Source organism: Paenibacillus sp. PSB04 (assembly GCF_025809195.1).
Classification (GTDB): Bacteria; Bacillota; Bacilli; order Paenibacillales; family Paenibacillaceae; genus Paenibacillus_AQ; species Paenibacillus_AQ favisporus.
In genome coordinates, this window is sequence record NZ_CP081301.1 from 6,324,887 (window position 1) to 6,338,997 (window position 14,111).

The window sequence follows — 14,111 nt, forward strand, 5'->3', positions numbered from 1 at the left end:
TCAGTCATTATTTCTGCTGCTTGAGCTCATGGAACTTTTTAAGCACGCCTGCTTTGCTCAGCAGGTTGCGGACTGTGTCGGATGCTTGCGCACCGTTTTGCAGCCACGCCAGTGCTTTATCTTCATCGATTCTTACGTCAGCCGGTTGGTTGACCGGATTGTAGTAACCGATTTCTTCGATAAAACGGCCGTCACGTGGGGAACGGGAATCCGATACCACGATACGGTAGAAAGGAGCTTTATGAGCACCCATGCGTTTCAGACGAATACGTACTGCCACGAAATTCACCTCCTTCAACAAAATAAGAGTGGGGACAGTCTCCCGCCTTAGCGGAGGGAAAGCTGTCTATATAGAAATGCAGTGATTAACGGAAAGGAAACTTCATGCCGCCTTTGCCGGCCAATCCTTTCAGCTGCTTTAAAGCCTTGCCCTTCGGACCCTTCGGACCCATCATATCCGAGAACTGCTTCATCATCCGGCGCATCTCGTCAAACTGTTTGATCAGCCGGTTGACCTCGGCGAGCGATGTGCCGCTGCCGGTCGCAATCCGCTTGCGGCGGTTGTGGTTGATGATATCCGGATTCTGTTTCTCGGCCTTCGTCATCGAAAAGACGATCGCCTCAATGCGGCCCATCTGCTTCTCGTCGACCTTCAGATCCTTGGTCTGCTTCAGCTTGCCCATCCCCGGGATCATGTCCATGATCTGGTCGATCGGGCCAAGCTTCTTCACCTGCTCCATCTGCTCCAGGAAATCGTCGAACGTAAACTCGGCGTTGCGCATTTTACGTTCCATTTCCTTGGCTTTCTCCGTGTCGATATTCGACTGGGCTTTCTCGATCAGCGAGAGCATGTCGCCCATGCCGAGGATCCGGGAAGCCATCCGTTCCGGATGGAACGGCTCCAGCGCATCGATCTTCTCGCCGAGCGCCGCAAACTTGATCGGACAGCCGGTTACGGCCTTAACGGACAGCGCGGCACCGCCGCGGGTATCGCCGTCGAGCTTGGTCAGCACGACGCCCGTCAGATCCAGCTGCTTGTTGAAATGATCCGCGACGTTGACGGCATCCTGGCCTGTCATCGCGTCCACAACCAGCAGCACCTCGTCCGGCTTCACCTCGCTGTGGATTTGGCGCAGCTCTTCCATCAGCTCTTCATCGATGTGCAGGCGGCCCGCCGTATCGATGATCAGATAATCGTTCCCGTTATCCTTGGCATGCTGATAAGCCTGCTTCGCGATTTCCACCGGGCTTGTCTTGTCGCCGAGTGTAAATACCGGTACGCCGATCTGGTCACCCAGCACCTGAAGCTGCTTGATCGCCGCAGGGCGGTAAATATCGCCCGCCGCCATCAGCGGACGGTGGTTCTGCTTCTGCAGCATCTTCGCCAGCTTGCCTGAAGTCGTCGTCTTACCGGCCCCTTGCAAACCTACCATCATAATGACGGTCGGAGGCTTGTTCGCCTTCGCCAGCTTCGCCTGGCTTCCGCCCATCAGCTCGGTCAGTTCTTTATTAACGATGTCGATGATGACCATGCCCGGCGTGAAGCTCTCCATCACTTCGGTGCCGATGGCCTTCTCTTTCACCTTGGCGACGAAATCCTTGACGACCTTAAAGTTAACGTCAGCTTCCAGGAGCGCAAGACGCACCTCGCGCATCGCTTCGTTAACGTCATCCTCGGACACCTTGCCTTTGCCGCGCAGCTTGCTGAACACGTTCTGCAGCCGGCTCGTCAATCCTTCAAATGCCATGAACCGCCACCTCCTTCTAACGCTTTATTCCAATTGCTGCAATTGATTTATGATTTGATATATTCTCGTTTTATCGGATTCAGACATGCTGCTGGACTCCGTAATGCTCTGCAGCCGCTCAAGTTCTTGGCTGCGCTGCTCATGCTTCTGCAGCAGTCCCAGCTTCTCTTCATACATGTCCAGCACCTGCTCAGCCCGCTTGATATGCTCATAGACGGCCTGACGGCTGATGTCGAACTCGGCTGCAATCTCCCCGAGGGAGAAATCGTCATGAAAGTAATATTTAAGGAACGTCTGCTGCTTCTCTGTCAGCAGCTGTTCATAGAAATCAAACAAAAGGTTGATTCGATTCGTCTTCTCGAGCCGATTCTCCTGACTCACTGAGGGACACTCCCTTCGTCAAGGAAAAACACTTTACAGTTCTTTAACGTTCCTTATCATACAGAAAACAAAGAAAGATGTCAAGCAAATATCCTTGTCATCTTGAAAAGTTTCTTGTTTCTATCTCTACGACCAAGGAAGCAGATAGATCAGCACCGCAAAGAAATGCATCACGCTCCCGCCAAGCACGAACAAATGCCAGATCGCATGGTGATACGGAAAGCCCCTCCACACGTAAAAAACGGTACCAAGCGTGTACAGGATCCCGCCGGCAGCCAGCAGCCAGATGCCTCCCGAAGCCACGGCAGCCGTCAGAGGCCCCCAGGCAACCACGACCATCCACCCCATAATAATGTAGAAAATCGTGGACATAAACAGAAATCGCTTCGTAAAAAATGCCTTGAACACGCAGCCGAGCAGTGCAATCCCCCATACGGTAGCGAACAGCGACCACCCCAGCGGTCCCCGGATCGCAACCAGCATAAACGGCGTATACGAGCCCGCAATGAACAAGTAAATCGAGGAATGGTCAAAAATTTCGAACAGATCCTTGACCCTGCCCTCCTTAAAGCTGTGTACCAAGGTGGAGTTGATGTACAAAATCAGCATCGTCGTCCCGTAGATCGAAAAGCTGGCGATATGCCATGCCGTCCCCTTCATGGTGGAAAATACGATCAGCACCACCAATGCGGCAACGCTGAGCAGTGCCCCGATGCCGTGGGTAATGGCGTTCGCCACTTCTTCCTTCCGGGTGTAAGTGTGTGTATTAGCCATAAACAACCCCTTCATCAATCCTTTTATTTTCACCATTATAACCTCCAAGCCGCCCGCATTTCCACTTTCCCTGGGCTTATCCCATGGCGGGGCTCATGATGGACTGACATGCTATCCGTGTCGGCCGGGCTCTTTCCCCATTTCGGCTGTAATTGGTCCTTTCATCCAATTCTATAAAGCTATCAAAGCATATATTGTAAGCGGCTGGTTGAAAGGAGGTATGTAAACTATGGCAATCATTATTTATCCGAAAACGATGAACTGGAAGTACATGAAGCAGCGGCCGCAGCAGCTCATGACTCAGCTAGGGGCCAGGGGCCACCTCGTATTCTTTGAAAACCTGGCGCCGCTGGACCGTGAATTCATAGAAGTGGAGCCGAACGTGTTTTTGTTCACCGACCATCACGCATTTATGAAGAAGCTGAAGAAGCTTCGCGAAGACCATGCGGTCGTGGGCTGGACCACCTGGGCCAAACAGCGCACACGTCTGACTTCCCTCTACCGTCCGGATGCCATCATCTATGATTGCTGTGATGAGTTTCCGCACTGGGCCAAGTATGAAGTCAAGATGGTGGATGCTTCCGACCATTTGGTCTGCACAGCCGAATCCATCCGGATGCGCCTGGAGCTGGCCTATCCTAATAAACCGGTAACGCTGATCCCGAACGGAGCTGATGCTTCCTTCTTCGATCCCGCCCCGTCCCAGCGCCCTCAAGACCTGCCGCAGGGGAAAGTCGCCGCCTATATCGGCGCCTGGGCCTACTGGCTCGATCACGATCTGTTCGCGAAGATGGCGTCGTACTACCCGGACGTACATTTCGTGTCCATCGGTGCCGCCTACGGCGATATCCCCGACTATGCGAGGCTTCCGAATGTTCATGTGCTGGGCGAGAAGCCTCACACCGAGCTCAAAAAATATCTTCAGCATATCGACGTCGCGTTAATCCCTTTTCAGTATCACCCCATTACCCTGGCAACCAATCCTGTAAAAGCTTATGAATATATGGCATCAGGTGTGCCTGTACTGTCCACAGCGCTTCCGGAATGCATCCGCATGGAACCCCATGTCACGACGGCAACCACACACGACGATTTTATCGCCAAGCTGGGCCGGATGCTGGAAGAGCCCGACTCCCATGAACAGCGGCTGGCTCGGATCGAATATGCGCGGAGCAACCGCTGGGAAGACCGGGGCGAAGCCGCGCACCAGGTCATTTTGGACACGCTGCGGCGCAAGAGCGGGCCGAAGTCTGAATGAAAGGAGGCGTTTATCGTTGAACATTGGAGTATGCGGTTATTACGGCATGGGCAACTTCGGTGACGATCTTTTTCTGAGAACGCTGCAGCAGGTATTCGAAGGCCATGTGGTGTATCCGTGGACCAGCCGTCTCGATCCGGCACAAACCGACCACGTCATTATCGGGGGCGGAGACTTGATCACGCCGTATTCGTTTAACCCTTATTATTTTCCGGATGCGCTCAAGAACCACCCCAAATGGCTGTACGGCGTCGGCATCGTGGACAACTACCCGGAATCCAGCTGGCCTGCGGACCAGGTTGCGAAATACAGGAATTATATCCGCACGGCGCAAATGGCCGTATTCCGGGACAGCCGTTCGGCCGATATCGCCCAAAGAGCCGGATTCCATCAGCATGTTCAGCAGGCCCACGATATCGTATTTGCGTACAGGCAGCCTGACTACCCAGTCAAACGATTCTCCAGCCGGCCGACCATCGGCCTGTGCCTGTTTGCTTACCCTTCGTTCCCGTTTGAAAATATGCTGCAGCTGTCGCTCCACCTGATCCGGCAGGGTTACCACCTTGTGTTTATCCCCGTGATCAACCACCCCACTAATATTTACTCGGACCTTACGGTCTGCCAGCAAATGCTCTCCCGGATCAAGGAGGCCCTCCCGGGGGCATCCGCCGAAACGCTGCCTATGCTGATGGAATTAGACCTGACGTACAGCTATATCCAGTCGGTCGATTATTTGATCACCTACAAGCTCCACCCCGCCCTGGTCGCCCTGCGCGCCGGGAAACCGGTATTCGCCCTGAGCCAGATGCGCAAGGTTGAGAGCCTGCTGGATGCGTTCGGGATGAAAAAATACTACTGCGATTACAAGCTGCCTTACGAAGATCTGCAAAACAGGGTCGACGCGTTTCTGGAGGAAAGTCCCAAAGAAATAAAGCTGCAGGAAAAGGCGATCCGCCGCGCGGAGCGTGAAAGCCTGCATCAGCTGCGTCGGCTTAAGGAAGAAATCGAGTCTTACCGATCATAGTCCCTTTCGGGAAAGCAACTGCCAATGAATTAAAGGAGGAGAATGGGAGCCATGACGTTTTTCTGGAATCATAAGCATTGGAAAATCCGGATCCGACAGCTGCATGATCAGATCCTGCATCTGAGCCATGAGCTGCATCATGTGAAGGATGACGTGCGTCAGATTGAAACAAAGCTGAATGAGCACTTGTGGGAATGGAAGGAGCTTAAGGAGGAAATCAGACGGCTGGCCCGACGGATCGAGGAGTTGGAGTCGCTGGCGGACCGCGTTGCGAGACTGGAAGAAGAAGTTATGACGGGCATTACGGACAATCCCGAGCTGCACGCCTACTTTGCAGGCAAGATCGGCAGCGAGGTCCGGGTGGATACGGCCAGTGCTACCCTGCAGGGTGTCGTGCTGACGGTAGCCGAAGACGCGGTCGAACTCCGCGAGAGCGGCGGTGACCTGCTGATCATTCCGTTCAGCCGGATTACTTCGGTTCAGTAACCAATGACAATCAATCCCACTCGAAAGGAGAACAACCATGGATTTCAAAGAATTGGTTCGCGGCTTCATAAACTCGGAAGTCGAAGTCATGACGCCCGGCGATATGATCACCGGCACGCTCATCTCAGTTAACGACGCTTCATTGATGCTGAAGGTTCCGCCGGTTATGTACGGTCCTCCGGGGGATGTGGCCATCGTGCCGCTCCGGTCGGTCGAGTTTGTCAGAGTGCTGACGGATTAACGGATATGACAGGTTTGACGGGTTTGTCGGGTTCGAACAGCGACCCGCAGCTCGTCGATTCACTTCACGGTCAGACCTCTAGGATGTCTGATTGCTTCTGTTTGAAGCCAAAAATGCGGCGAGGCTGGAGGCATTTTGCTCGGCCCAACGCAAAAAAGAAGGGTGGCTGCATGCCATCCTTCTTTTTGTTTGTTTTTTATGCAAGTATCCCTTCCTACACGGATCAGTGCTGCGTTTCATCCTGCGCTGCGCCTTCCGCCTCCTGCTCCTGGATCAGTCCGGCGAACAGGGCATGAACAAACTGCTGGGAATCAAACGGCTGCAAATCCTCCATTTTCTCACCAAGGCCTACGAGCTTCACCGGAAGGTTGAGTTCCTGGCGGATCGCCACGACGATACCGCCTTTCGCCGTACCGTCAAGCTTCGTCAGAACAAGGCCGGTGACCCCGCTCTTCTCCCCGAACAGCTTGGCTTGGCTGAGCGCGTTCTGTCCCGTCGTTGCGTCAAGCACCATCAGCACCTCATGCGGAGCGCCCGGAATTTCCCGCTGAATGACGCGGAAAATTTTGTTCAGCTCCTCCATCAGGTTCGTTTTGTTCTGCAGGCGTCCCGCCGTGTCGCAGATCAGCACATCCGCCTGGCGCTGCTTGGCAGCCTGAACCGCGTCAAACATGACCGCGGCCGGATCGGAGCCGGCATGCTGCTTGATGACCTCTACGCCTGCGCGTTCGCCCCACACTTCGAGCTGCTCGATCGCCCCGGCACGGAAAGTATCGCCGGCGGCAAGAAGCACCTTTTTGCCTTCCTGCTTGAAGCGGTGGGCGAGCTTGCCGATCGTCGTCGTCTTGCCGACGCCGTTGACCCCGACAAACAGGATGACGGTAATGCCATCTTCGTTCATACGGAGCGCGTTGTCGTCATCGCCGCGCAGCAGCTCCATCAATTTCTGCGAAAGGATCGGCTGCAGCTCCACCGCATCCTCAATCCGCTGCTTCTTCACTTCGGTACGCAGATCGTCGATCAGCTCCATGACCGTGTTCACGCCCACGTCCGCGCCGATCAGAATTTCCTCGAGCTCCTCATAGAACTCCTCGTCGATCTTTTTGCGGCGCGTCATCAGGTCGGTGACCCGTTCCACGAATCCTTTGCGCGTTTTTTCCAATCCGTCCCGGAACTGCTTCGTTACGGATTCAGTCTTGCTTGAAATGCTCTCTCTCAGCTTTCTGAAAAAGCTCATAGGTCTCCTCCATCTCTAAGGTTGAATATGCTTAAGCAATTTCCGCTTCGTCGTCTTCCAGCCGCACAGACACCAGCTTCGATACGCCGCCCTCTTCCATCGTAACCCCGTACAGGACGTCGGCTTCTTCCATCGTTCCCTTGCGGTGGGTCACGACGATAAACTGGGTCTGCTCGGAAAACTCACGGAGATACTGCGCGAACCGTGTCACGTTCGCTTCGTCGAGCGCGGCTTCGACCTCGTCCAGCACGCAGAACGGCACCGGCTTGACCTGCAAAATCGCAAACAGCAGCGCCATCGCCGTCAACGCCCTCTCTCCGCCGGAGAGCAGCTGCAGGTTCTGCAGCTTTTTGCCCGGGGGCTGGGCCACGATGTCGATGCCGGTCTCGAGCAGATGCTCCGGATCCAGCAGCACCAGATCCGCCCGGCCGCCGCCAAACAGCTTCACGAAGACCGTACCGAACTCGCGGCGGATGGCGTCAAATGTATGCTTGAACCGCTTCGACATTTCGTCGTCCATCTCGCGGATGACCTCATAGAGCGTCGTCTTCGCTTCCACCAGGTCCTGCTTCTGCTCATTCAGGAATTCGTACCGCTCGTTGACCCGCTGGTATTCCTCGATCGCACCGAGGTTGACGTCGCCCAGCGCGGTGATGCCCCGCTTGAGCTCGCGCACCTCGGTCTGAACCGCAGGCACGTCATCCGGAATCGGATAGCGCTGCTTGGCCAGCTCATAGCTCAGCTCATAATCGTCGCTGAGCTTCTTCAGAATGTTCTCCAGCTCCACGTCAAGCCGGTTCACGCCGATTTCGGTCTGGCGCAGCTGATCCTCCACCGCCTTGAGGCGCGTCCGCTGCTCTTTCGTTTCGCTCTCTTCCAGCTCCAGCTTCTTCGACAGCTGCGTCCGGGCCGCCCGCTTGAAGTCCAGCTGCTCGGATGCCTGCTCCTTCTTGAGCCGATACCGGTTCAAATCTTCGATCTGCTGAATGGATTCCTTCGCGTTGGTCTCCAGATCCGCCTCGATCGAAGCGAGCAGCGTCTTCGTCTGGCGCAGCTCTTTATCATGCGAATTGAATTCGCTCTGCATTCGTTTTAACTGCTCCTCCAAGGAGAAGCATTCCTGATCCAGCTTGCCTTCCCTGACTTTAAGCTGGGTAAGCTGGCTCTGCAGCTCCTCCTTCGCCGATTCGCTCGCTTTGCGGGCAAATTCGGCAGCTTGGATGGCTTGATGCGTCGCCTTTTCTTCTTCCTCCAGCTCAGCCAGCTTCTTGACAGCATTCGCCCGGGCTTCCTCAAGCTCCTTGTTCTCCTCGTTAAAGCCGGTCTTCTCCTGATCGGCCACTTCCACCTGCTCCAGCACATGCCGCAGCTCATGCTCCAGCTGCTTCAGGTCGCTGGACAAGCGCTGTTCCTCGATGCGCTTCTCGTCGCCGGACTGGCGCAGCTCGTCCAGCTTGGCCTGCGTTTCGGTCAGCTGAACCTTGACCTCCTGAATGCTCTGGCGGAGCTTGCGCAGCTGAACCTCCGTATCGTTGATCTCCTGATCGAGCTGGTCCAGCTGGCGCTTGCGGCCGAGCAGGCTGCTGTTCTTCTTATGCTGGCTGCCGCCTGTCATCGAACCGCCGGCATTGACGACGTCGCCTTCCAGCGTGACGACCCGGTAGCGGTATTGGCATCTGGCGGCAATCCGGTTCGCCACTTCCAGGCTTTCCGCGATGATAACGTTGCCGAGCAGGCTGCCGACGACCGGCGCATACCGGCCGTCGAACTGCACCAGGTCGGCCCCGATGCCGACGAAGCCTTCCACGCCTTCCACCATCGAGCGGTCACCCGCCGAAATGTTGCGGGGCCGGATGACGTCGAGCGGCAGGAAGGTCGCGCGGCCGAGCTGCCGCTGCTTCAGGAAGGAAATCGCCTGGCGCGAGACCGCTTCATTATCCATGACGATATGCTGAAGGGATGCGCCGAGCGCAGTTTCCATCGCCAGCTCCAGCTTCTCCGGCACGCGGATCAGCTCGGCCACAGCCCCGTGCACGCCGGACAGGATGGAGCGCCGGGACGCTTTCAGCACTTCCTTGACGCCCAGCATAAAGCCGTCAAAATCATCGGCCATCTCTTTCATCGTATCCCGGCGGGATACCTGAGCTTCGCGCTTCTGCTCCCATTTGCGGAGCGTGCCCTGGCTCTCGTCCAGAAGCCGCTGCAGCGATTGATACCGCTCGCTCTCGCTTATGTACCCGCCGCGCAGCTCGCGGATTTCCCCGCCCAGCTTCTCGATGGCCGAATCCAGCTGCTGCTTGCGCTTCAGCAGCTCCTCCTTCTGGGTTTCCCACTTGCCGGTTTCCTCCGCGGCGCGGTTCATCCGGCGGGAGAGCGCCTCCTGCTGCTGATCCGCATAGCGGATCTCGTTGCGGGTCTGCGCCATCTGGTTCATCAGCTCCAGCAGCGTCCCCTTTAACGTTTCTTCCTGCTGCTGGCTGATGCCTCCAGTCACGCCGGCCAGCTTCGATTCTTCGGCCGACAGCTGATCCCGAAGCGCCTTCAGCTCGTCCCGCGAAGCATCCAGCTTGGACTTCAGCAGGTCGATTTCCGCTTTGCGGTCTTCGAATCTCTCGTCCCCTGCTGTCAGCGACCCGGCCAGCTGCTCCCGGTTCGCTTCCAGGTTCCGCTTGCGTTCGCGGAGCACCTCTGCATAGCCTTCGCTTTTCTCATAAGCTTCGCTGTACTGAAGCAGCTCACCCTGCAGCGTCTCCACTTCTTCCTCCAGCTTGCGGAGCTGGGCGCGGTCGCTCTCGAGCTTGGCGTCATGCGCCGACACGACGGTGGACAGCTGAAGCTGTTCTTCCTGCAGCACGGCGAGCTTGGCATTCGCTTCGCTCCAGGAGGCGTGAATCTGCTCGATCTGGTACACGTAGAGCGAAATTTCCTTATGCTTCAGCTGCTCTCGCAGCTGTTTATAGTGGATCGCCTTCTCGGACTGCTCCTTCAGCGGACCGATCTGATCCTCCAGCTCAACGACCAGGTCGTGGATCCGAACCAGATTCTGCTCGGTCTCATCCAGCTTGCGGACGGCGTCCTTTTTACGGGATTTATATTTAACGATGCCCGATGCCTCTTCAAAAATACCTCTGCGGTCTTCGGACCGGGTGCTCAAAATCTCCTCGATCCGGCCCTGACCGATAATGGAATATGCCTCTTTGCCGATGCCTGTGTCCATGAACAGCTCCGTGATGTCCTTCAGGCGGCAGGACTGCTTGTTGATAAAATATTCGCTGTCTCCGCTGCGGTGCACACGGCGCGTCACAGTCACCTCGTTAAAATCGAGGGACAGGGCATGATCCTCGTTATCCAGGGTCAGCGACACCTCGCCGAAATTGACGGCTTTGCGCGCATCGCTTCCCGCAAAGATAATATCCTCCATCTTGCCCCCGCGCAGCGACTTGGCACTCTGTTCCCCGAGCACCCAGCGGATGCCGTCGGAAATGTTGCTCTTGCCACTGCCGTTGGGACCGACGACAGCCGTAATTCCGCGGACAAATTCCATTTCCGTTTTGTCGGCAAACGATTTGAAACCGGCTAATTCGATCCGTTTTAAAAACATATTCCCTCAATCACCTCTAAACCTAATAATACCACAACATTGCAGCTTGCGAGGACAAGCATATTCCCAATGAATAAAGAGCAAAAAGCAGTCTGAAGGCTCTTCCTGCCATCCATCCGAAAGGCGACTGCTCTTTGCTCTTTGTTTGTCCATGCTTTACAGGGAGCCGTTACCGGCCAGCTTCAGCTGCTTCAGCGCTTCGGCCGCAGCCTGCTGCTCCGCCTCTTTCTTCGAGCGGCCCGATCCTCTTCCCACACGCTCATTCCCCATATACACCTCGGAGACAAACTCGCGTTCATGCGCCGGACCGCGTTCCTCCACAATCCGGTATTCCAGAACGCCCATGTTATGGTGCTGCGTCAGCTCCTGCAGCTCTGTCTTGAAATCGCTCATGTGCACTTTGCCGCCCTCTTCCAGCAGCGGAAACACGTAGCGGTCCAGAAACGCCCGCGCCGCTTCCAGGCCTTGGTCAAGGTACAGCGCTCCTACAAACGATTCAAACACATCCGCAAGCAGGGCCGGGCGGGTTCTCCCGCCGGTCAGCTCTTCACCTTTTCCCAGCAGAACGTACTGCCCGAACTCCAGCTGCTCGGCAAATTTCACCAGCGACGGTTCACAGACGATCGCCGCACGCAGCTTGGTCAGCTCTCCTTCGGGCCGGTTCGGAAACAGATTGTACAAATACTCGGAAACCGTCAGCTCCAGCACGGCGTCGCCCAGAAATTCCAGGCGCTCGTTATCCTGCTGCTGGCTGAAACGGTGCTCATTGACGTAGGAAGCGTGGGTAAAAGCCTGCTTCAACAGCAGCCGATTGTGAAATTGGATTTGAAGTTTCTGTTGTAACTGCTTCAGATCTCCACTCAACAAATCGTCCCCTTACTGCTCGAATTTCTTCAGGATTACAGTGGCGTTGTGGCCGCCGAATCCAAAAGAGTTAGACATGACAACGTCCAAATCAGCCTTTCGTGCAACGTTCGGAACATAATCCAGATCGCATTCCGGATCCGGGTTGTCCAAGTTAATGGTTGGCGCCAGCATCTGGTTCTGCAGCGACAGGCCGCAAATGACCGCTTCAACGCCGCCAGCGGCTCCCAGCAGGTGACCCGTCATCGATTTCGTCGAGCTTACCGCAACCTTGTATGCATGGTCTCCCAGCGCTTTCTTGATCGCGATCGTCTCGGAACGGTCTCCAACCGGCGTCGACGTGCCATGCGCGTTGATGTAGTCCACGTCCTCCGGCTGAATGCCCGCATCGCGCATCGCCATAGACATGCAGCGCGCCGGTCCGTCCGGATCGGGCTCGGTCATGTGGTGAGCGTCGCCGCTCAGCCCATAGCCGATCACTTCGGCGATAATGTTGGCCCCGCGTTTTTGCGCGTGCTCCAGCGATTCCAGAACGAGAATCCCTGCACCTTCACCCATGACGAATCCGTCACGGCCGGTGTCAAACGGACGGCTCGCTTTCTCCGGTTCGTCATTGCGGGTGGACATGGCGCGCATAGCGCAAAAGCCGGCCATTCCCGTCGGCCGGATGGTCGCTTCAGCTCCGCCGCAGATCATCACGTCGGCATCGCCGCGCTGGATCAGCTTGTACGAGTCGCCGATAGCGTGCGATCCGGTCGCACATGCCGTCACAGGCGTCGTGTTCGGGCCTTTGGCGCCCAGCATAATCGACAATTGGCCGGAGGCCATGTTCGCAATCATCATCGGGATGAAGAACGGGCTGACCCGCTTCGGTCCCTTCTCCAGCAAAACGTTATGCTGGTCTTCCCATGTTCCGAGGCCGCCGATGCCGGAACCGATGGATACGCCCACCCGGTTCGGATCGGAGTGCTTCTGAATATCCAGCCCGCTGTGCTCAAGGGCCGCTTTGCCGGCGACAACGGCAAATTGGACGAATCGGTCCATCTTGCGCGCATCCTTCCGGTCCATAAACGCCTCGGGATTAAAGTCTTTCACCGAAGCGGCAATCTGTGTAGGGTAGTCGCTGACATCAAAGGATTCGATCTGAGACACACCGGATTTGCCTTCCATCAGGTTATTCCAGAAAGTGTCCAAATCGTGGCCCAGTGACGTAACAACACCCATCCCGGTAACAACCACTCTGTGCATCAATAAGTTCACCTCTATATAAACAGCATCTGCAAAATCAATTATCCTATTTGTAAAGCCGATTCACTTGGAAAATGAGGAGAAGTCCCGCCTGTAAGAGCAGTACGGGACTTATCAAATGACTTAGGTATGAGATTGTATGTAGTTTACAACTTCACCTACGGTCGTAATTTTCTCTGCATCTTCATCAGAGATTTCCAGATCGAATTCATCTTCCAATTCCATCACCAGTTCAACAACGTCGAGAGAATCAGCACCAAGATCATCTTTAAAAGATGCTTCCAGTGTAACCTCGGCTTCGTCAGCACCCAAGCGATCGACGACAATGCGTTTTACACGCTCCAATACATCGGACATCCGGTTCACCTCCTCTTTGGTATTATACGAGAAAAGTTTTCAAAATGCCATAGACGCAATGAAAACGGTTATCTCGCTGTTTTTCCTAGATTTCCGGTATTACATGTACATACCGCCATCCACATGAAGCGTCTGCCCTGTCATGTAGGATGCCCCTTCCGTCGCTAGGAAAACCACGACTTTGGCAATTTCTTCAGGCTGTCCGAGGCGGGCGAGCGGAATGTCTTCCAGCATCTTCGCCCGGAGATCCTCAGGCAGCTCTCGTGTCATATCGGTATCAATAAAACCTGGTGCGACACAGTTAACGGTGATGCCACGCGAGGCGAGCTCACGCGCAGACGATTTGGTTAGGCCAATTACCCCCGCTTTGGCGGCGACGTAATTGGCCTGCCCGGCGTTGCCCAGAACACCGACGACCGATGAAATGTTGATGATCCGGCCGTAGCGCTGCTTCATCATCGGACGGCTGACTGCTTTGAGGCAGTTGAACACGCCCTTCAGATTCGTTTCGATCACCTGATCGAATTCTTCCTCTTTCATGCGCATCAGCAAGTTATCCCGGGTAATCCCCGCATTGTTGACCAAAATATCGATTTTGCCCCACGCTGCAACGACCTCTTTAACGAGATCTTCGGCCTGTTCGCTTTTACCGACATTGCCTTGAACGGTGATCGCCTCCACGCCAAGCGCACGGATCTGCTCCGCGACCTCCTTGGCGGCGGCTTCGCTGCCTGAATAGTTGACGGCTACGTTAGCCCCGGCTTCGGCCAGCGCAAGCGCGATGCTGCGGCCGATCCCGCGGGAGCCGCCGGTAACGAGTGCTGTCTGTCCCTGTAAAGGCTTAGACATGCCCATTCCTCCTTTCCTAGAGTATACCCAAAGATTCCTGCGT

At 55.7% G+C, this 14,111-nt stretch carries 14 protein-coding genes; 4 read left to right on the forward strand and 10 right to left on the reverse strand.

Translation table 11 applies throughout. The features are described 5' to 3' along the window. Positions 1 to 7 precede the first annotated feature (7 nt). The 4 genes from rpsP to trhA all read right to left on the reverse strand — a co-directional run bounded on the left by rpsP (position 8) and on the right by trhA (position 2,903). Positions 8 to 280 (reverse strand): 30S ribosomal protein S16, encoded by a 273-nt coding sequence (gene rpsP / locus K2F33_RS29100; RefSeq protein WP_076168226.1) that lies wholly within the window; start codon positions 278 to 280, stop codon positions 8 to 10. Between the two features lie 85 nt (positions 281 to 365). After that, positions 366 to 1,748: a signal recognition particle protein gene (gene ffh, locus K2F33_RS29105; RefSeq protein ID WP_076168228.1), complete on the reverse strand. Its 1,383-nt coding sequence runs from the start codon at positions 1,746 to 1,748 to the stop codon at positions 366 to 368. Positions 1,749 to 1,772: 24 nt separating this feature from the next. Continuing rightward, positions 1,773 to 2,129: a putative DNA-binding protein gene (locus K2F33_RS29110; RefSeq protein ID WP_089546527.1), complete on the reverse strand. Its 357-nt coding sequence runs from the start codon at positions 2,127 to 2,129 to the stop codon at positions 1,773 to 1,775. A gap of 126 nt (positions 2,130 to 2,255) precedes the next feature. Continuing rightward, a complete protein-coding gene (trhA, locus tag K2F33_RS29115) occupies positions 2,256 to 2,903 on the reverse strand; it encodes a PAQR family membrane homeostasis protein TrhA (protein WP_076169553.1) in 648 nt (215 codons plus the stop codon). Positions 2,904 to 3,132: 229 nt separating this feature from the next. Between trhA and K2F33_RS29120 the strand changes: the two genes are divergently transcribed. The 4 genes from K2F33_RS29120 to K2F33_RS29135 are packed head-to-tail and all read left to right on the forward strand — an operon-like array spanning position 3,133 to position 5,912. Beyond that, the gene (locus K2F33_RS29120; RefSeq protein WP_263880269.1) at positions 3,133 to 4,161 is read left to right on the forward strand and encodes a glycosyltransferase; all 1,029 of its coding nucleotides are present in this window, start codon (positions 3,133 to 3,135) and stop codon (positions 4,159 to 4,161) included. A 16-nt stretch (positions 4,162 to 4,177) separates the two neighbouring features. Further along, positions 4,178 to 5,185, forward strand: a complete 1,008-nt coding sequence (locus tag K2F33_RS29125) for a polysaccharide pyruvyl transferase family protein (RefSeq protein ID WP_192714762.1) — start codon at positions 4,178 to 4,180, stop codon at positions 5,183 to 5,185. A 51-nt stretch (positions 5,186 to 5,236) separates the two neighbouring features. Further along, a complete protein-coding gene (locus tag K2F33_RS29130; protein WP_244867304.1) occupies positions 5,237 to 5,671 on the forward strand; it encodes a hypothetical protein in 435 nt (144 codons plus the stop codon). A gap of 37 nt (positions 5,672 to 5,708) precedes the next feature. Next, positions 5,709 to 5,912 (forward strand): hypothetical protein, encoded by a 204-nt coding sequence (locus tag K2F33_RS29135; protein WP_076168236.1) that lies wholly within the window; start codon positions 5,709 to 5,711, stop codon positions 5,910 to 5,912. Between the two features lie 223 nt (positions 5,913 to 6,135). Here K2F33_RS29135 and ftsY read toward each other — a convergent pair whose 3' ends face one another. The 6 genes from ftsY to fabG all read right to left on the reverse strand — a co-directional run bounded on the left by ftsY (position 6,136) and on the right by fabG (position 14,068). After that, positions 6,136 to 7,149, reverse strand: coding sequence for a signal recognition particle-docking protein FtsY (gene ftsY, locus K2F33_RS29140; protein WP_076168238.1), 1,014 nt, complete (start codon positions 7,147 to 7,149; stop codon positions 6,136 to 6,138). A gap of 31 nt (positions 7,150 to 7,180) precedes the next feature. Further along, complete coding sequence (gene smc / locus K2F33_RS29145; RefSeq protein ID WP_263880270.1) at positions 7,181 to 10,750, reverse strand: chromosome segregation protein SMC; 3,570 nt, start codon at positions 10,748 to 10,750, stop codon at positions 7,181 to 7,183. A 156-nt stretch (positions 10,751 to 10,906) separates the two neighbouring features. Continuing rightward, positions 10,907 to 11,614, reverse strand: a complete 708-nt coding sequence (gene rnc, locus K2F33_RS29150) for a ribonuclease III (protein ID WP_076168242.1) — start codon at positions 11,612 to 11,614, stop codon at positions 10,907 to 10,909. A 12-nt stretch (positions 11,615 to 11,626) separates the two neighbouring features. Further along, positions 11,627 to 12,865, reverse strand: coding sequence for a beta-ketoacyl-ACP synthase II (fabF, locus tag K2F33_RS29155; RefSeq protein ID WP_089546522.1), 1,239 nt, complete (start codon positions 12,863 to 12,865; stop codon positions 11,627 to 11,629). 120 nt (positions 12,866 to 12,985) lie between these two features. Beyond that, on the reverse strand, positions 12,986 to 13,219 hold the full coding sequence (gene acpP / locus K2F33_RS29160) for an acyl carrier protein (protein ID WP_019638123.1): 234 nt from the start codon (positions 13,217 to 13,219) through the stop codon (positions 12,986 to 12,988). Between the two features lie 99 nt (positions 13,220 to 13,318). After that, complete coding sequence (gene fabG / locus K2F33_RS29165; protein ID WP_076168247.1) at positions 13,319 to 14,068, reverse strand: 3-oxoacyl-[acyl-carrier-protein] reductase; 750 nt, start codon at positions 14,066 to 14,068, stop codon at positions 13,319 to 13,321. Positions 14,069 to 14,111: the final 43 nt, after the last annotated feature.